The sequence below is a fragment of the Chryseobacterium sp. HNCC26DJ239 genome (assembly GCF_057180445.1).
The window spans coordinates 77,761-97,136 of the sequence record NZ_JBXUGJ010000007.1 but is presented as its reverse complement, the minus strand read 5'-3'; the positions used below and the strand labels follow the sequence as shown (position 1 = coordinate 97,136).

At 36.3% G+C, this 19,376-nt stretch carries 14 protein-coding genes and 1 pseudogene; 5 read left to right on the top strand and 10 right to left on the bottom strand.

Annotated elements, in window-relative coordinates:
- Positions 1–60: 60 nt before the first annotated feature.
- Positions 61–1,467: an OmpP1/FadL family transporter gene (locus tag AC2A1D_RS15610; protein ID WP_484044503.1), complete on the bottom strand. Its 1,407-nt coding sequence runs from the start codon at positions 1,465–1,467 to the stop codon at positions 61–63.
- Positions 1,468–1,495: 28 nt separating this feature from the next.
- The gene (locus AC2A1D_RS15605) at positions 1,496–2,584 is read right to left on the bottom strand and encodes a prolyl-tRNA synthetase (RefSeq protein WP_484044502.1); all 1,089 of its coding nucleotides are present in this window, start codon (positions 2,582–2,584) and stop codon (positions 1,496–1,498) included.
- 147 nt (positions 2,585–2,731) lie between these two features.
- On the opposite strand from AC2A1D_RS15605, the gene proS reads away from it, so the two are divergent.
- From proS to dnaJ, 5 genes are all read left to right on the top strand, one after another.
- Positions 2,732–4,207 carry a proline--tRNA ligase gene (gene proS / locus AC2A1D_RS15600; protein WP_484044501.1) on the top strand — a complete coding sequence of 492 codons (1,476 nt, stop codon included), beginning with the start codon at positions 2,732–2,734 and terminating at the stop codon, positions 4,205–4,207.
- 213 nt (positions 4,208–4,420) lie between these two features.
- Positions 4,421–5,716 (top strand): OmpA family protein, encoded by a 1,296-nt coding sequence (locus AC2A1D_RS15595; protein ID WP_484044500.1) that lies wholly within the window; start codon positions 4,421–4,423, stop codon positions 5,714–5,716.
- A 115-nt stretch (positions 5,717–5,831) separates the two neighbouring features.
- Complete coding sequence (locus AC2A1D_RS15590; protein WP_484044499.1) at positions 5,832–7,163, top strand: Nramp family divalent metal transporter; 1,332 nt, start codon at positions 5,832–5,834, stop codon at positions 7,161–7,163.
- A 161-nt stretch (positions 7,164–7,324) separates the two neighbouring features.
- Positions 7,325–7,861, top strand: a complete 537-nt coding sequence (locus tag AC2A1D_RS15585) for a nucleotide exchange factor GrpE (protein ID WP_484044627.1) — start codon at positions 7,325–7,327, stop codon at positions 7,859–7,861.
- 93 nt (positions 7,862–7,954) lie between these two features.
- Positions 7,955–9,076 carry a molecular chaperone DnaJ gene (dnaJ, locus tag AC2A1D_RS15580; RefSeq protein WP_484044498.1) on the top strand — a complete coding sequence of 374 codons (1,122 nt, stop codon included), beginning with the start codon at positions 7,955–7,957 and terminating at the stop codon, positions 9,074–9,076.
- Between the two features lie 44 nt (positions 9,077–9,120).
- Here dnaJ and AC2A1D_RS15575 read toward each other — a convergent pair whose 3' ends face one another.
- The 8 genes and pseudogenes from AC2A1D_RS15575 to AC2A1D_RS15540 all read right to left on the bottom strand — a co-directional run bounded on the left by AC2A1D_RS15575 (position 9,121) and on the right by AC2A1D_RS15540 (position 19,296).
- A complete protein-coding gene (locus AC2A1D_RS15575; RefSeq protein ID WP_484044497.1) occupies positions 9,121–9,816 on the bottom strand; it encodes a VIT1/CCC1 transporter family protein in 696 nt (231 codons plus the stop codon).
- Positions 9,817–10,184: 368 nt separating this feature from the next.
- A complete protein-coding gene (locus tag AC2A1D_RS15570) occupies positions 10,185–11,354 on the bottom strand; it encodes a DUF3570 domain-containing protein (protein ID WP_484044496.1) in 1,170 nt (389 codons plus the stop codon).
- Between the two features lie 36 nt (positions 11,355–11,390).
- Positions 11,391–11,594 (bottom strand): DUF4266 domain-containing protein, encoded by a 204-nt coding sequence (locus AC2A1D_RS15565; RefSeq protein ID WP_484044626.1) that lies wholly within the window; start codon positions 11,592–11,594, stop codon positions 11,391–11,393.
- 26 nt (positions 11,595–11,620) lie between these two features.
- Positions 11,621–12,547, bottom strand: coding sequence for an FAD:protein FMN transferase (locus AC2A1D_RS15560; RefSeq protein ID WP_484044495.1), 927 nt, complete (start codon positions 12,545–12,547; stop codon positions 11,621–11,623).
- A gap of 6 nt (positions 12,548–12,553) precedes the next feature.
- A complete protein-coding gene (locus tag AC2A1D_RS15555; protein WP_484044494.1) occupies positions 12,554–13,000 on the bottom strand; it encodes a thioredoxin family protein in 447 nt (148 codons plus the stop codon).
- Between the two features lie 68 nt (positions 13,001–13,068).
- A complete protein-coding gene (locus AC2A1D_RS15550) occupies positions 13,069–13,455 on the bottom strand; it encodes a hypothetical protein (protein WP_484044493.1) in 387 nt (128 codons plus the stop codon).
- Positions 13,456–13,761: 306 nt separating this feature from the next.
- Entirely contained in the window at positions 13,762–14,919 is a 1,158-nt protein-coding gene (locus AC2A1D_RS15545) for an efflux RND transporter periplasmic adaptor subunit (RefSeq protein ID WP_484044492.1), read from the bottom strand.
- A gap of 7 nt (positions 14,920–14,926) precedes the next feature.
- Positions 14,927–19,296 (bottom strand): annotated as a pseudogene (locus tag AC2A1D_RS15540) (CusA/CzcA family heavy metal efflux RND transporter).
- Positions 19,297–19,376: the final 80 nt, after the last annotated feature.

Below are 19,376 nucleotides of genomic sequence, written 5' to 3'. Positions count from 1 at the left end.
TAAAAAAAAGCTCCGCAATTATTTTGCGGAGCTTTTGTATGTAAAATGATTGTCTGTTCTTTAGAACTTCCAACCAAATGTAATATAGAAATTATTGATTACGTTTTTCACATCAGAAACCACGTAAGAAGAGCTACTAATTAAGCTTGTTGGCGAATAATAGCCAGCTTCCCAATTTGTCGACGAATCAACTTCTCCATACAAGAAAGGATTGCTGTATTTTGAGCTAATATTTTGGTAAGAAGCATCAATATAGAACGATTTGAAATCATATCCCAAACCGAAAGACAAAGCATTTCTATTACTTAACATCATATTGTTATAAGATTGATCTGCAACGTCTCCGTTATTAGCAAATCTACTTACTGTAAGCGCATCAAAAGGACTTGCCGAATAAGCATAACCTCCTCTTATTCTAAATTGTTTTACACGATACTCACTTCCAACTCTAACTTCCGATAAGTTTTTAGCATTGTCATCAAAGAAATTGTTAAGCTCTGCTTCTGCACCTCCGTAAACTTTATATGAAGGCTTCGTTAATCCAATAGTATAGTCTACATTTAAAGAGAAATTTTTACTTGCCACGAAAGCAGCACTCACTGTTGCTTTCATAGGGGATGTAAGCTTTCTGTTTTCAACAGCATAATCATCTCCGTATTGAGGATCATTGTAGAAGTTATAACTTCTATCGATGTCCCAAAAAGTTGGAGTTTCTATAGCTGCCCCTAATCTGAAATAAGGATTCAGTTTTCCGATAACCCCAAATGAAGCAGAAAAACCTGTTGATCTTTCATAGAATGGAGTATTTTGTTTGTTGAAATAATCTATGCTTCCATTTTGTAAAGATTGAAATGCTGCAGTATCAGATTGATCCATTGATACATTAGAGAAGTTCAAACCCATCCCTAAATAAAGGTTGTGGTTGTAATTTGCTCCTATCCCAAAACTTGTTTTAGACTGATACCCATATCTATCGTAAGCATGTCTTGCTAAATACGAACTGTTATTGGCATCAAAATCATAAATTAAATTACTATTTCCAGGCGTTTCAATATAATTATCCAAAGCTCTGTTTGAGTAATTAACACCTACATTTACGAACTTCCAAGCACTTTCCGTCATTAATTGAAAAGTCATCACACCTCCAACATTTCCAAGATCTCCGTTGTTTATTTTATATCCAACAGAAGAACCTGCATAACTGGATGTGTTCTTATTAGAGGTAATAGAAAGCGTCGCAGCAATTTCTCCAGAAATAGCAACTCCTAAACCTGCAGGGTTGGTTAAAAGAGCATTGGCATCTCCTCCTAAAGCTCCATTTGCACCTGCCATTGCATTGAATTTTGCCGAACCTCCCATTTGGGTGTTAGAGTACACATCAACTGTGTTCCTGATAAGTGATACATCCTGTGCCTGAGCAAAAAAAACTGCAGACACAGACATGATGATTAAAGATTTTTTTAACATTACTATTTAGAATATGTTGAATTTATTACTATCTACCTCCACGGAAGCCACCACCGCCACCGCCACTGCGGAAGCCGCCACCACCTACAGAACCGCCGCCGCCTCTAAAGCCGCCACCGCCTGAACTAGGAGAATTCCAACCTCCATTTGATCTTGGTGTAGTATCATTTCTAAAGCCCCCATTATTATTAGGATTATATCTTGGCTGAGATTGACTGTTATAATCAGGTCTTGTACCCGTATTATTTCTGAAGCCACCCTGTTGTGGTCTATTATAGCCAGATTGCGGTCTAGTCCCTGTTGTATTTGGATTTCTAAATCCTGTATTTCCTTGATTTCTAAATCCTCCTGTATTGTTAGAGTTTCTAAACCCTGAATTGTTTGAAACTCTATTACCGTTTGCTCCAGAATTTCTAAAGCCATAACCAGGTAATGTATTTCTACTTACAATATTAGAGTTTCTGTTTGTAAAGCCATATCCATTAGCACGACTTCTTCTATACATTGGGCTATAGTAACCTCCTCCATAGTATCCGCCACCATAGTAACCAGCACCCCATCCCCAATAAGGATTTCCGTAATACGGGCTATACCATCCCCAGTAAGGATAGCCCCAACCCCAGCCGTTGTTCCAGCCCCAATATGAGCCACCCCAGCCCCAGCCGAATGACATACCCATACCCCAGCCGTAACCGCCGTAGCCACCATACCATCCCATTCCCCAAGGACCACCCCAACCCCAATAGTTGTTGTAGTTGTAATAGTTGGTTTCACTTCCTGCATAAATTCCCCAGTCAGAATCTGTACCAGTTTGATCATAGCTAGAATTCCAAGAATTGTAAAGGTTATTTTGTTCTTGGTTTGTTGCCTCTGCATTTTGAATTGTTGTATTCTCATCTGCGTAGTAATCATAAGACTCACCAACTTTATTTCCTCCTTCATTTACAATTACCCCTTCTGGTAATGTATCTTTATTAGGATCATAATAAACCCCATCCGTCTCACTGTAACCTCCCATCTGTGCACCACAAGAAACAAGAAGCAACCCACTTGAAATTGCTAAAATCCCTTTCGATTTAAGCATCCCCAGTAAATTTTTATGTATATTTTTTTTCATGATAACGTAAAAATTTTTTATTTAAATTATATTTGCATTTTGTACTAAAAATTTCCAAACAAGTTGGTTACAAAAATCTATCAAAAATAGATTTTTATTTTTAGATTAAAAAATTTTAGAAAAGTTAAAAAAATTAAAAAAATATTAATGGCAAAATTAACTTCAAGAAGCGAAGATTACAGCAAGTGGTATAATGAGCTAGTGGTGAAAGCAGATTTAGCTGAAGCATCAGGAGTGAGAGGGATGATGGTGATTAAACCTTACGGGTATGCTATCTGGGAAAAAATGCGTGACGAAATGGATAAAAAATTCAAAGAAACTGGTCACGTAAATGCATACTTTCCGCTTTTTGTACCCAAAAGCTTATTTGAAGCTGAAGAAAAAAACGCTGAAGGTTTTGCTAAAGAATGTGCTGTAGTAACTCATTACAGACTTAAAAACGATCCTGATAATCCAGGAAAACTTATCGTAGATCCCGAAGCTAAACTAGAAGAAGAACTTATTGTACGTCCTACTTCCGAAGCAATTATATGGAATACTTATAAAGGATGGATTCAATCTTATAGAGATTTACCTTTATTAATTAATCAATGGGCAAACGTTGTTCGTTGGGAAATGAGAACTCGTCTTTTCCTGAGAACGGCAGAATTCCTTTGGCAAGAAGGTCACACTGCACATGCTACAAAAGATGAAGCCATTGAAGAAGCAGAAAAAATGAATAAAGTATATGCAGATTTTGCCGAAAACTTTATGGCAATCCCTGTTGTACAAGGTCTTAAAACGCCTTCAGAAAGATTTGCTGGCGCAGATGAAACGTATTGCATTGAAGCTTTAATGCAAGACGGAAAAGCGCTTCAAGCAGGAACTTCTCACTTCTTAGGACAAAATTTTGCTAAAGCTTTCGACGTAAAATTCACCAACAAAGAAGGAAAAATTGAACACGCTTGGGCAACTTCTTGGGGAACATCAACTCGTTTGATGGGTGCTTTAATTATGACGCATTCCGACGATTTTGGTTTAGTTTTACCTCCAACCTTGGCGCCAATTCAGGTAGTAATTGTTCCTATCTTCAAAGGAGAAGAGCAATTAGAACAAATAAGCGAAGTAGCTTTAGATATTAAGGCGAAGCTTCAAGCAAAAGGAATTTCTGTGAAATTCGACAACGATACACAAAACAAACCAGGTTGGAAATTTGCTGAGTACGAACTGAAAGGTGTTCCGTTGAGAATTGCGATGGGGCCAAGAGATCTTGAAAATAAATCGGTAGAAATTGCAAGAAGAGACAATCTTACTAAGGAAACAGTTTCAATTGAAGGTTTAGACAACTACGTAGAAGATCTGTTGAAAACCATTCAAAAAGATATTTTCGAAAAAGCTTTAAACTACAGAAAAGAACATATTACAAAAGTGGATTCTTATGAAGAGTTTAAAAAAGTTTTAGAAGAAAAAGGAGGTTTCATCTATGCACATTGGGACGGAACTGCAGAAGAAGAAGAGCAAATAAAAGATGAAACTAAAGCAACAATTAGATGTATTCCTTTAGATGATGATATTGAAGAAGGAGTTTCTTTAATCTCAGGAAAACCTTCAGCAAGAAGAGTGTTGTTTGCTAAAGCATACTAAAATTCAATTTATATACAATATAAAAGGTCGCAATTAGCGGCCTTTTTTCGTTTTATCATAACATCAAATTAATTTAACATAATTTATATTTAATACATGAAAAACAGCATTAATCATGAAAAAAATTAATCAAAAATAAAGTTTTTTATTTTTTTTAATAATTGGACAGATTTTTGTTAACTTTAAAAAACATTAATTTTAAACACAACTATTATGTCATCAAAACTTATTGAACTCATTAAAAGTCAGCTCAGTCCGGCTTTAATTCAGCAAACGGCTTTACAACTTGGGGAAAGCGAATCCGGAATTTCTAAAGCCATTGGAGGCTTACTTCCTGCTGTTCTTGGCGGCTTAGCAGATAATTCTGGCAATTCTTCCATCATCGATTCAATTCTTAAAAGTGGAAGTACCGAAACACTATCAAACCTCAATGAAAGCACTACTGAAAACAGCTGGATTTCAAATCTCGTACAGTCTATTTTTGGCAACCAGCTCTCTCCTCTTATCAATTCCATCGCGTCGTTTGCAGGAATTAGCACCAATTCTACCAGTAGCCTTTTAAATCTAGTTACTGGAGCTACCACTGGTTCTGTCGCAAAATTTGCACAAGAAAATAATCTAGACAACACACAAGTTTCAAATCTGTTAAGCGAACAGAAAACTTGGCTTTCAGGGTTATTACCTGCAGGATTATCTCTTTCAGCCTTAAACTTAGGAAACTGGGCAAAAGGTTATGGTTTTGAAGGCAACGAAAATCCCGCAACTAGAGCCACAGAAACAACCCCACATGCCGAAGTTACAAGAAGTATCGCAGATGAAGGCACTTTCCCAAACAGAAACGACAACGAAGGTGGCTCTATCTGGAAATGGCTTTTACCTCTAATTTTATTACTTTGTGTAGGATATTTTGTCTGGAAACAATGCGAGAAAAAAGAAACCACCACCACTACAACTGCTAAAGATTCTACCACTGTAGTTTCTGATACAATGAATGCCAACTCCAGTGATTCCAATATGAGTACATCAACAACGAAAACTGATGAGAGTATCGATTTGAACGGAATCACCTTAATGGGATACAAAGACGGAATGGAAGACAAAATGATTGCTTTCCTAAAATCTGATGGATACAAAAATGCAGCTGATGACGCTGCATTAAAAGAAGTTTGGTATGATTTCGACCATGTAAACTTCAAAATGGGTAGTTCTACAGAATTGGAAGCTGGATCTGAAGGTCAGCTTGAAAACTTAGCTAAAATTTTAAAAGCTTTCCCTGATGCAAAAATAAAAATTGGAGGCTACACCGATAAAACTGGAAACGAAGCAAGCAACGTAAAACTTTCCACAGCAAGAGCTAATTTCATCAAAGATTGGTTAACAAAAAATGGTGTTGGCGCACAAGTTTTAGGAGCAGAAGGATACGGAAGTTCATTTGCGAAAGTAGACGCTTCAGCTTCTGATGAAGAAAGAGCTTCAGACAGAAAAATGTCTGTAAGATTCGCTAAATAAGTTCTTTAGAACTATTAAAAATTAAATCCCGGAAATATTTTCTGGGATTTTTCATGTCTAAATATTTCTCAGTTTATATAGATTTAAGTACATTTGTTAGTCATTTCTAACATTTATGAATTTGAATTTAAAAAACGCTTGGCGAAAAGATAAAACGCTCCACTCTTTACCTGAAGTATATTCTTCGGTAAAAATCCCTAAAAACGGCAGTTTTTGGAGAAAATACCTTGCTTTTGCAGGACCCGGTTTAATGGTTGCAGTTGGTTACATGGATCCTGGAAACTGGGCAACAGATATTGCGGGAGGTTCGCAATTTGGCTACACATTGCTCTCTGTTATTTTAATCTCGAATATTTTTGCGATGGTTTTGCAACATCTTTCTGTGAAATTAGGAGTAGTTGCAGAACGAGATCTTGCACAAGCTTGTAGAGATCATTTCAAACCCACAACCAATTTTATACTTTGGGTTTTTTGTGAAATTGCCATTGCGGCATGCGATCTCGCAGAAGTTATCGGTTCGGCAATTGCTCTCAATCTCCTTTTTGGAATTCCTTTAACCTGGGGAATTGTGATTACAACAATTGATGTTTTAATTATTCTACTGCTTCAAGCAAGAGGTTTTCGCTGGATAGAAAGTATCGTTGGAGGTTTAATTTTTATCATTTTAGGATGTTTTATTTATGAATTAATCATTTCAAAACCTGCATTAAATGAAGTTTTTGGAGGATTAATACCTAAAAAAGAAATTATTTCAAATCCTGCAATGCTCTACATTGCCATTGGGATTTTAGGCGCAACTGTAATGCCCCATAATCTATATTTGCACAGCAGCATCGTACAAACAAGAGATTACGACCGAACTCGTGAAGGTAAAAAAGAAGCCATAAAATTTGCGACTTTAGATTCTTCGGTATCTTTAATTTTAGCGTTTTTCATTAATGCAGCCATTTTAATTTTAGCCGCTGCAACCTTTCACACTAGCGGAAATACGCACATTGCAGACATTCATGACGCCTACAAAATGCTAACCCCAATTTTAGGAGCTTCTATGGCAAGTATTGCATTTGCGATTGCACTTTTAGCTTCTGGACAAAACTCTACTTTAACAGGAACTTTAGCCGGACAAATTGTAATGGAAGGCTTCCTGAATATTCGATTAAAACCTTGGTTACGAAGATTAATTACTCGATTAATTGCTGTAATTCCCGCTTTAATTGTAGCCATTTTATACGGCGAAAAAGGCACAACCGATTTACTCGTTTTAAGCCAGGTGATTCTTTCCATGCAATTAAGTTTTGCTGTTGTCCCTTTGGTAATGTTCACCAATGACAAAGCAAAAATGGGCGAATTTGCCAACAAAACTTTTCTAAAAACCTGTGTTTGGATTATTGCAATTATTATTATCGTTCTTAATATTTATCTTTTGTATCAAACGTTTACAGACTAATTGATAATTGATAATTGATAATTGATAATTGATAATTGATAATTGATAATTGATAATTGAAGTTAAGACGTTTCACATATTCTAATTAAAACCTGCCTTATTGTCAGTATTTTTTCTTTGGCAAAATCTTTGTGAAAGTACCACTAAAAGTTATTAGAAATATGGAAAATCAGGATATCAACGAAGAAAACATCAATCAGCAGGAAGAAACAACAGTTCAAAACGAAACGGCTACTGCAGAAAATGTGACAGTAGAGCCGACTGCAGAAGAACTTTTGGCACAGGAAAAGGATCGTTATATTCGTCTTTATGCTGAATTTGAAAATTATAAAAAAAGAACTTCTAAAGAAAAAATGGAGTTCTTCCAATACGCAAATCAAGAAATGATGGTTTCTATGCTTGGTGTTTTGGATGATTTTGAAAGAGCATTGAAAGAAATTGCTAAAAACGGAAACGAAGCAGACCTTCAAGGGGTAGAATTAATCTACAATAAATTCAAAAACAAATTGGTTGAAAAAGGTTTGAAAACGATGGAAGTAAGAGCTGGAGACAGTTTCAACGTAGATTTCCACGAAGCAATTACCCAAATCCCTGCTCCAACGGAAGATTTGAAAGGTAAAATCGTAGACGTAATCGAAACAGGATATACTTTGAGCGACAAGGTAATCAGATTCGCAAAAGTAGTAACAGGTAACTAAATTTAAATGAATGATAAATGATGAGTGATAATTGATAACTACCTCATTTTTAAATATCTTTTATCATTTATCAATAATCAATTATAAAAAGAAATGTCAAAAAGAGATTATTACGAGGTTCTTGAGATTAGTAAATCTGCATCTGCCGACGAAATAAAAAAAGCATACCGCAAAATGGCTATCAAATTTCACCCAGATAAAAATCCGGGAGATAAAGAAGCCGAGGAAAAATTCAAAGAAGCAGCAGAAGCTTACGAAGTTTTAAGTGACGAACAAAAACGTGCAAGATACGACCAATTCGGACACGCAGGAATGGGCGGAAACGGTGGCTTCGGCGGCGGTGGCGGCTTTGGCGGCGGCATGAACATGGAAGATATCTTTAGCCAGTTTGGTGATATTTTCGGTGGCGGTTTCGGAGGATTTGGTGGCGGCGGTGGAGCTCGTCAACAAGTAAAAGGTTCAAATTTAAGAATCAGAATCAAGCTGAATCTTGAAGAAATGGTAAACGGTACGCAGAAAACCATCAAAGTTAAAAAAATGAAGATGGCAGAAGGCGCAACCTCAAAAACATGCCCTACTTGTGGAGGTTCTGGAGTTCAGATGAAGGTGATGAACACTATGTTTGGACAAATGCAAACGCAAACCACTTGCGGAACTTGCCAAGGAATCGGTAAAGTTGCTGATAAAATTCCTGCAGGAGCCAATGCGCAAGGTCTAATAAAAGATGAGGAAGAAATCTCAATCAACATTCCGGCAGGAGCAAGAGACGGCATTCAGCTTAATGTAAGAGGAAAAGGTAACGACGCACCATTTGGAGGAATTCCGGGTGACTTGTTGGTGATTGTAGAGGAAGAAGTAGACAAAACCATTAAAAGAGAAGGCGATAATCTTCACCAAGAATTATACATTTCTTTCGCTGAAGCGGCTTTAGGAACGAAAAAAGAAGTTCCAACTGTTGGTGGAAAAGTTAAAATTACAGTAGATGCAGGAACTCAGTCTGGTAAAATCTTGAGATTAGCAGGAAAAGGACTTCCAAGTATCGATAGTTATGGCAAAGGAGACATGTTTATTCATATTAATGTTTGGACTCCTCAAAAACTTAACAAAGAACAAAAAGATTTCTTCGAAAAACAAATGAACAGCGGAGAAATGGTTGCAGAACCATCTGGAAAAGAAAAAACTTTCTTTGATAAAGTGAAAGATTTATTCAACTAAAATAAAAAAAGAGGCGATTCAAACTACGAATCGCCTCTTATATTTTATGCGACAGAAACTCCAAAGAGATGTCCGATTAAAGCAGTGACGCCCATTGCAACTGTTCCCCAGAAACAGATTCTTAAGACAGAAATTCCGACCTTCGAGCCGCCTGTTTTCGCTGAAATTGCTCCTAAAATCATCAAAAATACAATCGAGAATCCATATTGAAAATACACCATTTGCTTAATAGGTGCCAAAAGTGAAACCGCAAATGGAAGTAATGCTCCCAAAGCAAAAGAACCAAATGAAGCCATCGCCGCCTGCATTGGTTTTGCTTGTGTAATTTCGTTAATTCCTAACTCGTCATGAGCATGAGCTGCTAAAGCATCGTGTGCCGTAAGTTCGGTCGCCACTTTTAACGCAGTTTCTTTGCTCACACCTCTTCTTTCGTAAATTTTAGCCAACTCAAGCAATTCGAATTCTGGCATTTCTTCAAGTTCGCGTTTTTCTCTTGCTAAATCACCTTTTTCTGTATCTTCCTGAGAACTTACCGACACATATTCACCTGCAGCCATCGACATTGCACCGGCAATCATCCCTGCTAAAGCAGCAAGAATAATCGTATTTCTATCCGGAGAAGCAGCAGCAACTCCAATTACAATACTTGTAGTGGAAAGCAGGCCGTCATTCGCTCCCAAAACCGATGCACGAAGCCATCCTACTCTATTGACGTAATGTTTTTCTAATTGATGATGCATACGTTTTCGTTTTTAATTAAACACAATGAGTATTAAAATTTTCACAAAAAACACAAAACTTAATTACTGTTGTAACAAAAAAAGTGTTCTTTAAAGTAAATCTCAAACATAAAAATCACTGAAAATCATATCATTCACAATACGAATTCGATGTTAAAATTTTGTAAAACATCAATAGGAATGGGCTTTAGCCCATTTATACTATTTAAATTTACAATTGGCTTTAGCCAAAATTTAACATAAATTTTGGCTAAAGCCTTTATTATTCTGTCATTGTATAGTTGGGCTAAAGCCCAACCCTATTGATTTAGATTCAAATAAATAACAACCATTAATTAAAATTGTATCATTAATCAAAGTCAGAATATTTATTTAAATCTTAAATTTAATGAAATAATATTTGAAGTCATCCCAACAGATTTCGTGTAATGACCGTACCTGATTTCCAACATATTCAATCTTTCTACGCCAAACAGACCGTTTTTAGGATTAAATCTAATTCCAGCACCGTAAAAATTACTATTAAATTTAGATAAATCATAATTACTCGTGTAATAATCATCAAAAGCCGTATGTTGTTGATAAGGTGCAAAATATTTTGCGGCAGTCTGGGCATAATACCTGTAAAATGGCGTCACAGAAACAAATGGTGAAATTTTAACAGGCGTTTCCAAACTGATGGTATTCGATTTCAAGCCCCAATCGTCGGTGTAATATCTGTAATATGCTCTCAAAATCACTTTATCTCCGAAGAAATAATTAGCTCTCACGCCAACCGGAAGCTTAAATCTCGTGTCCGGTAAAGTTTCCTGATGAACCGAATTATCATTAAAATAAACCCGGTGAAAAGGCAAACTTAAATAACCCGTCTGTTGAACCGCATCGGTAAGAAATTCAACCTGAAAATTTTGGTTGATAATCTGTGAGTACGCCAAAGACAAAGCATAGGTATTTCTTCCGCTTGTTCCTTCGTTTTGAGCAGTTCTCAATTCTATTGGAGCAATCAATTTCACCTGGTCAAAATAGGCTTGGAATTTAGCGGTAAATTCTCCCATTTTATTGGGTGTTTTTTTAGCAAAACCAATATTTGCGCTATACGATTGATAATCAAACTCTGATGAAGCTGAAACTCCCGCTAAAATTGTTGTGCCTTTACTTTCGTTTTCACGACTCCAACTTAAAGCAGGATAAATTCTCGTATCCGCATGTGAAGCGGAAGAATTGGCTTTCAAATCAATCATATCCGAAGAAGCCGAAGTATAATGGTCTATACCGACACTGAAACCAAACTTATTTTTACGGTCTTTTTTATCATATTTTACCAAAGTAATGTCAATCGCGTTGGAGATGTCGTTCAACTTCTCAGAACCCACGCCGCCCATTACAGCAGAATTATTTCCGTCTTGTTTATAATAACTTGAAACCAAATTGGCTTCATCCACTGACAATTTTTTTGGCTGTTCGTTGCTTGTATTTTCCTGCGCTTTTGCATTGAAAATTCCTAAAAGAGCAACAATACTTACTATAATTTTTTTCATCTTTTTAAATCACAATTAAATTTTACTGCTGCTTTTTTAGTTGCAACCGCAACCACCACCTACTTTTCCGGCATTTGCACCAGAAGATCCTTCTCTATACGACTGAAAACTGAGTTCGGTTTTTTCTACCGTTCTGTTTCCTAGAGCCATTTCGGCATCGTTTAATTTATTTTTTTCGTATTCTTTTACGGTGGTGCAAGATTGCATTGAAGCAACGATTGCTAAAAAACACACCGCCATTTTTATTTTAGTTTTACTATTTCTTTTCATTTTAAATTGATGTTTTTAGATGAATAAATCTTGTTGTTATCGTCGATGATTACGCATTCTAAATGGTTGATTTGATTCACCATATTCAATGCAGCATCGATTCCCATAATACTTACCGGAGTTGCCATTGCATCGGCAATTTCTGCGTTTGGACAGAAAATGGTAACGCTTTTTACGCCCGAAACCGGCATTCCAGTTTTTGGATTAATGGTGTGAGAATATTTTTTACCGTTGATGATTACGAATTTTTCATAATTTCCGGAAGTTGCAACCGCCATATCCGTAATATTCATGTAAGAAAATGGTTGTTTTGAATTATCTGGGTCGGCAATTCCGACGGTCCAAGGTTTTCCGTTGGCTTGATTTCCCCATGTCGTTAAATCTCCGGAAGCATTCACAATGCCAGAAACCACGCCTCTTTGCTGAAGAATTCTTTTCGCCATTTCTGCAGCGTAACCTTTCCCAATTCCTCCAAAACCAATGCGCATTCCTTCTTCTTTTAGAAAAACGGTTTGATGGGCTTGATTTAAAATAATGTTTTGATAATTCACTAATTTCAGATGACTTTTTATCAATTCCGGGTTGGGAAGCTCTTGCATTTCACGGTCAAAATTCCAGAAACTTTTATCGATTCCGCCGTAAGAAATATCAAAATACCCATCGGTAATATTGCTGATTCTAATGCTTCTTTCAATTAAATCAAAAATCTCGGCATCTACTTTTACAGGTTGAATTCCTGCATTTCGATTGATGAGATTGGTTTGACTTTCTTCATTAAAAGTCGTTAGAAGCCTTTCAATTCTACGGATTTCTTCAATAGCAGCATCGATGTGACGATTCCCCGAAGTTTCGTTTTCATCAACTACGGTAATTTCAAAAGCATTCCCCATTAATTTTTGAGGTCTTTTGAATTCTCTCAACATATTCGTCTAAGGTTTTTGATTTTCTTTAATCTCTCTAATCTCTTTGCTGAACGCCAAAGCATCGCCAGAAATAAGACCTTCCCAACTTTTCAGTATTTTACCTTCAGAATTTAATAAAATCGTGTACGGAAAAATTCCTTTTTTATTGTATTGGTCGGCAAGTGCGGCATTTTCTTTCTTAAGTTCTGCCGAAAGTTGGTTCTTTTTATTTCTCGGAAAATCTGCATTGAGATAGACAATCACATTGTCGTTTTGCAACTTTTTAAAATCTTCGGTTTCGATGATGTTCTTATGAAGTTTAATGCACGGAACGCACCAATCTGAACCGGAAAAATTTAGCAGAATAAGTTCGTTGTTTTCTGCTGCAGTTTTTTTGGCAGTTTCCCATCTGTTTTGAGCATGGAAAACCACGGAAAATACAACCACAAATAGGGCTGAAAATATTGTTTTCATATAAATTCGAATGAAATTAAAAATTAAGACTTTTGACTTTTCATTTTAGAAAAAATCATAAAACAGCTTTAAGATATATATTTAGGAGGCTCCCAAACTAGATTTCTAAAGCCTTTACAGAACACATGCTCATCAAAAGAAGGTATTTTTTGCAACGTTATAGTCTTCTGTAAGTCTTTATTTATCACAATATTCAAATTGGGACTTACCATAAAAACCAAAACCAACGGTTGTGCATGAATTACAAAAGGAAGCTTCTGGTCTTTACCAAAATCTCCGTCTTTTGCCGGATGGTCGTAATGTGTTTTTAGAAAAGCGATAAGAGGCATTTCAGGGTTAAGATTTTTGTGTTCCCAGTAATGCTCTATAAGTGTAGGTATTTTCAAAAGCTGATACAATTCGGTTGTAGAAACCAAAAACAAAGTAAGCATTACTATGGAAATCAACTTTTTCACTCAATCAAAATTATGAAATGTTTTGTTAAGAATGATTTTAAATAGAGAAAATAAACAATACCACAAAACTAAATACAAATAACTGAAAAACAATAATATAAACCTAAAACTTTATACTAAATTTAACACTTCTTAAATATTTCTAAAAGCCATGGTACAACCTTTGTGATAGTTGTGCCAAATAGAATAATATGAAAAACTTTAAAACCAAATACCGCAAAGTAATTGAATATCTAAAACGTAAAATCTTTATAGATAATGTGGTATAAAAAAAGAGTTATCGTGATGACAACTCTTTTCTACAATTTACTCGGCCTTATTTTTCAACAACATCAGAAGGCTGTACGCTCCTTTTTGAACTATCTTTTTGCCTCGTAAAGGGTCTGCCTTTAAAATTTCCGTGAACTGGTCATCAGAAATTCCGGTTTCTACAGGAAGCATTTTGTATTTTTTGTTGCCCACTTCTTCGAAAACGTAGCTTTTATTTTCATATGAAACCACGGCTTCATTGGGTAAACCTTGCGTAAACCTACTGTTTATAGACACTTCGGCATTAATGTACATTCCTTTAATAAAATCTGGATTAGATGAAGAAAGTTTCGCAATTGCCATCGATGAGCCTCCGTTTTCAATACTTGGAACGATGTTAATAATTTTCGCCGCCAATTTTTTCTCCGGACTTTGGTTGTTGTACACTAAAATCTCTTGCCCAACTCTCACATCATTTACATCGTTTTCAAAAACTTTTAATTCAAGCAACAAACCAGAAGGATTAATTAATTCAAACAACGTATCCGAAGGATTTACATATTGCCCATTCGTAACCAAAACTTTGCTTACAAAACCGCTGAAAGGTGCATAAACATTGATTCTGCTTCTAATATTTCCAGAATGTAAACCATTTGCATTAATTCCTATAATTCTCAATTTTTCCTGCAAACCTCGCAACGTTGCATTTAAAGTTGAATAATCTGCTTGAGCCGTTTGTAATGCTTTATCGCTCGTTGCTTTGGTGGTATTCAGATCTTTTTGACGTGCTAAATTCAATCTTGCGGCCTCCAATTGCGCTTTCGTCACCAAATAATCCTGTTGCATTTGTATAAACTGAGGGTCTTCAACCACCGCCAAAACCTGTCCTTTGCTGAAACGTGTCCCATTCATCACATTAATAGATTTGATGTGACCGCCCATAATGCTTGAAATAGAACTGATATCAGAAGGTGCAATTTCAACTTTACCATTCAAACGTATGAATTTCTGCATCGTTTTTTCCTGAATTTCCGTTAATGATAAACCTGTCGCCTGAATTTGTTTATCCGACATCTGAACCGTATTTTGGTCCTGTCCTTTTTCTTGAAATTTTGTGTTTTCGTAGACTGTTTTTTCCTCATCTTTTTTACCGGAGCAAGAAGACAAAGCCAAAACCAAACTTACACTGTAGATTGCTATATTTTTAAGATACATTTCGCTGTTATTTTGATAATAAGAAATTAAGTTCTGCCCCAATTTGGTTGAGTCTTTCGAGATTGTCGATGTAATCTACCTTCGTTTTCACTGCCTGATTGGCAAGAATTACCCAGTTCAGATAATCGATTTCGCCAACTTCTAATTGTTTTTGAACCGTTTTCAAAATAGTTTCCGATTTCGGAAGCTGTTTTTGCTCGTAATTTTCTACGATTCTTAATTGGTTGTTGTAATTGCTCACTTGCTGTTTCAATCTGCTTTTCAACTCCATTTCTTTACGTTGAAATTCGTTTTCAGAAATTGCTACTTTTGCTTTTGTTGCTTTCGCTAAAGCACGTTGACCTTTCGTAAACAAAGGAATTCCGACCCCAACTTGAACCGCATTAAAGCGATTATTGTTCAGGTTTTTCATGCTTTGATTTGTGTAACCAATCAATAAATCGGGCAATAATTTGGACTTTTCAAATTGAGCTTCTGCTTCGTTGATTTTAATTTGCTGATTCAGATACTGCAATTCTGGATGTTGCTGAATCATTTCTTCTGAAATCTGAAGATTTACATTCATCATCGGCTCATCAGAAACCGGTTGATATTGAACGTCCGACTGCAACAGCAATTGAAGCTGAAGTTTGGCAATGTTCAAATCATTTTCCAGCATATCGAGTTGCGTTTTCGCTTGCTCGTTCTGAATTTCGGCGGTAGATTCTTCCAAAATATTACTTTCGCCTTTTTTCAGTCTTAAACTCGCTTTTTCTGCAAAACTGCTGTACAATTTGCTGATGTAATCAATCACTTTTTTCTTTTCCTGAAGCGTTAAAATTCGGTAAAAAACGTCTGAAACTTCTTTTGCCAACTGCGCTTTCGTTAAGTTTTGATTGATAACACTTGCGTTCCACTGCGCATCCAACATTTCTTTTCTTTTGGTATATACCGTCGGAAAACTGATGCGTTGCGAAATCGTGAAAGAATTATCGGTTTCAACTCCATTAAACTGACCAATTTGCGCATTGACTTCCGTTTGAGGAATATCCAAATAAGTCGCTTTTAACTTCTCTTGATATTCAGAAATTAATTTTGAATTTTTTAACGTTCCGTTTTGTTGAAAAGCCTTTTCCAAAGCCTGTTCAAAGGTGATATTTTCTTGCGCAGAAAGCATTCCGAAGGAAATCAGAAAGAAGAATGCGCTTAGCTTTTTATGATTGTTTGAAAATTTCATTTTAATTAAATTACAATTGATTAATGAGTTTGAAATTTTTTCTTTTTGGAAATTCCTTCAAATAAAACGTAAAGGATGGGCAAAACGAATAAAGTTAATAACGTTGCCAACATCAACCCTCCAATAACCACGGTTGCCAAAGGTCTTTGAACTTCCGCACCCGCTCCGTTACTGATTGCCATTGGTAAAAATCCTAAAGAAGCAACAAAAGCCGTCATTAAAACTGGACGAAGACGAATTCTCGTTCCCATTAAAACAATTCTGCTCAAATTAGTAACGCCATCTTTTTTCAGTCTATTAAACTCTGAAATCAAAACAATTCCGTTCAAAACAGCAACGCCGAAAAGAGCGATAAAACCAACTCCTGCACTGATGCTGAAAGGCATTCCTCTCAACGCTAAAAAGTAAACGCCACCAATCGCCGATAAAGGAATTGCGGTATAAATCAGCAAACTATGTTTTACAGAACCGAAAGCAAAGAATAACAACAAGAAAATCATCACCAAAGAAATAGGAACGGCAATTCCCAATCTTGCTTTGGCTTCATTTAAATTTTCAAAAGCTCCGCCGTAAGAAATGGTGTAACCTGGAGATAATTTCAAATCTTTATTAACCTTCTGCTGAAGCTCTTCCACAATACTTTGAACGTCTCTTCCACGAACATTGAAACCGACCACAATTCTACGTTTGGTGTCTTCTCTTTGAATTTGATTCGGGCTTTCCTTTAATTCTACTTTCGCGAGTTGATACAACGGAATTTGCTCTCCATTCGGCGTCGGAACCAATAAATTTTGTATGCTTGAAATGTCTTTTTTATAATCGTTATCCATTCTTACAACGACATCAAATTTTCTTTCACCTTCGTACAAAGCACCTGCAGTTTGCCCTGCAAAAGCCATATTGATAACTCTGTTGATTTCTGCAACTGAAATATTGTAACGTGAAAGTTCGGCACGATTATAATCAATAACCACTTGCGGAGCACCTACAATAGGCTCTAAGTACAAATCTTGAGCACCTTTTACCGTAGAAATTACGCCACCTAATTTTTTAGCATATATCGCTAAACTGTCTAGATTTTCACCGTAAATTTTACAAACAACATCCTGTCTTGCTCCCGTCATCAATTCGTTAAAACGCATTTGCACCGGGAACTGGAAACCTGTCGTTAAACCAGGAATCACCTTCAATGCATTGCTCATTTTTTCAGAAAGTTCTGGGAAAGAGTGTGCAGAAGTCCATTCTTTTTTAGGTTTTAGAACAATAATCATATCTCCCGCATCCATTGGCATTGGTTCGGTTGGGATTTCTGCGCTTCCGATTTTGGTTACCACTTTTTGAACTTCAGGAAATTGTTTCAACAAAATTTGAGCAGCTTGTGTGGTTACTTTTTTGGTTTCTTCGATGTTACTTCCTTGAAGAATCCTCATTTCAACTGCAAAATCGCCTTCTTCTAATGACGGAATAAACTCTCCACCCATTTTCGACAAAATGAAAACCGCTCCTGCAAACAATACAATAACTGTCGCGATGATCGTTTTTCTGAATTTTAAAGCTTTAATCAATAAATTTTGATGCCCCACTTCAACTTTCTCCATTACTCGGTCCGAAATGTTGTCTTTTAATTTTTTCTTTCGGCTTAAAACCAACGAACTCATCATTGGAATGTAGGTTAATGACAGTAAAAATGCTCCAATCAACGCAAAAGCTACGGTTTGCGCCATTGGTTTAAACATTTTCCCTTCAATTCCTTGTAAAGTAAAAATGGGAAGATAAACGATAAGAATAATGATTTGCCCGAAAACAGCACTGTTCACCATTTTTGTAGCCGAAGTTGAAACTTGCGCATCCATTTCCGGTTTAGAAAGCATATTGTCTGTTCCGAAATGTTTTTTGTGTGCTAGTTGATGCAAAACAGCTTCCACAATAATCACAGCGCCATCCACAATCAATCCGAAATCGAGAGCTCCGAGACTCATTAAGTTTCCTCCGACTCCGAAAATATTCATCATAATAATGGCAAAAAGCATTGCCAAAGGAATCACAGAAGCAACTAATAATCCCGCTCTAAAATTTCCGAGGAATAAAACCAAGATGAAAACTACGATAAGCGCACCTTCCATCAAATTGGTTTTCACGGTACTGATGGTATTTTTCACCATTTTTGCTCTATCTAAAAACGGTTCAATTACAACGCCTTCCGGTAAAGATTCTTGAATTTTATCTAATCTTTGCTTAATGTTTCCAATTACTTCGTTGGCATTTTCGCCTTTCAGCATCAAAACAATCGCCCCAGAAACTTCGCCTGTGTCGTTGAATGTCATTGCACCATAACGTGTTGCGTAGCCAATCTTCACACTTGCAACGTCTTTAAGATGAACCGGAATCCCTTCTTGCGTGTTAGAAACCTGAATATTTCCAATATCTTCAACCGTTCCTAAAAGTCCTTCGCTTCGAATAAAAAGTACCGTTTCTTTCTTTTCGATATACGCACCTCCTGTATTTTGATTGTTTTTTTCTAAAGCAGCAAACACATCATTAATATTGATGTTAAAAGCCTGAAGTTGATTAGGGTTAATGGCGATTTCGTATTGTTTTAGCTTTCCACCAAAACTACTTACATCGGCAACGCCTTTTGTTCCTAATAACTGACGACGAATAACCCAATCCTGAATGGTTCTAAGTTCGGTTTCGTCATAAACGTGTTCATAACCTTTTTTAGCTCTTACAACATATTGAAAAATTTCTCCCAAACCTGAAGAAATAGGTCCTAATTCTGGCTTTCCAATTCCTTCGGGAATATTATCCTGAACCAATTGCAAACGCTCCTGAACTTGCTGTCTTGCCCAATACACATCGGTATCATCGTCGAAAACAACCGTTACTAAAGACAATCCAAAACGGGAAAAACTACGAAGTTCGGTAATTCCGTTGATGTTGCTTGTTGCCTGCTCAATAGGAAAAGTGACCAATCTTTCTATATCTGCCGCACCATAAGATGGCGCCACAGTAATTACCTGAACCTGATTATTGGTAATATCGGGTTGCGCATCTATCGGAAGTTTAGTGGTTTCATAAACTCCAAACAAAATGAGCGCTATTGTAAACAGCCCGATAATGAGTTTGTTCTTTACAGAAAACTCAATAATTTTATTTAACATAAAAATTTATTAATTGAATTAAATACCAATCAACTGCTTTAGAAAGCATTCTAAAACATTGACTATTACATTAAAAATCA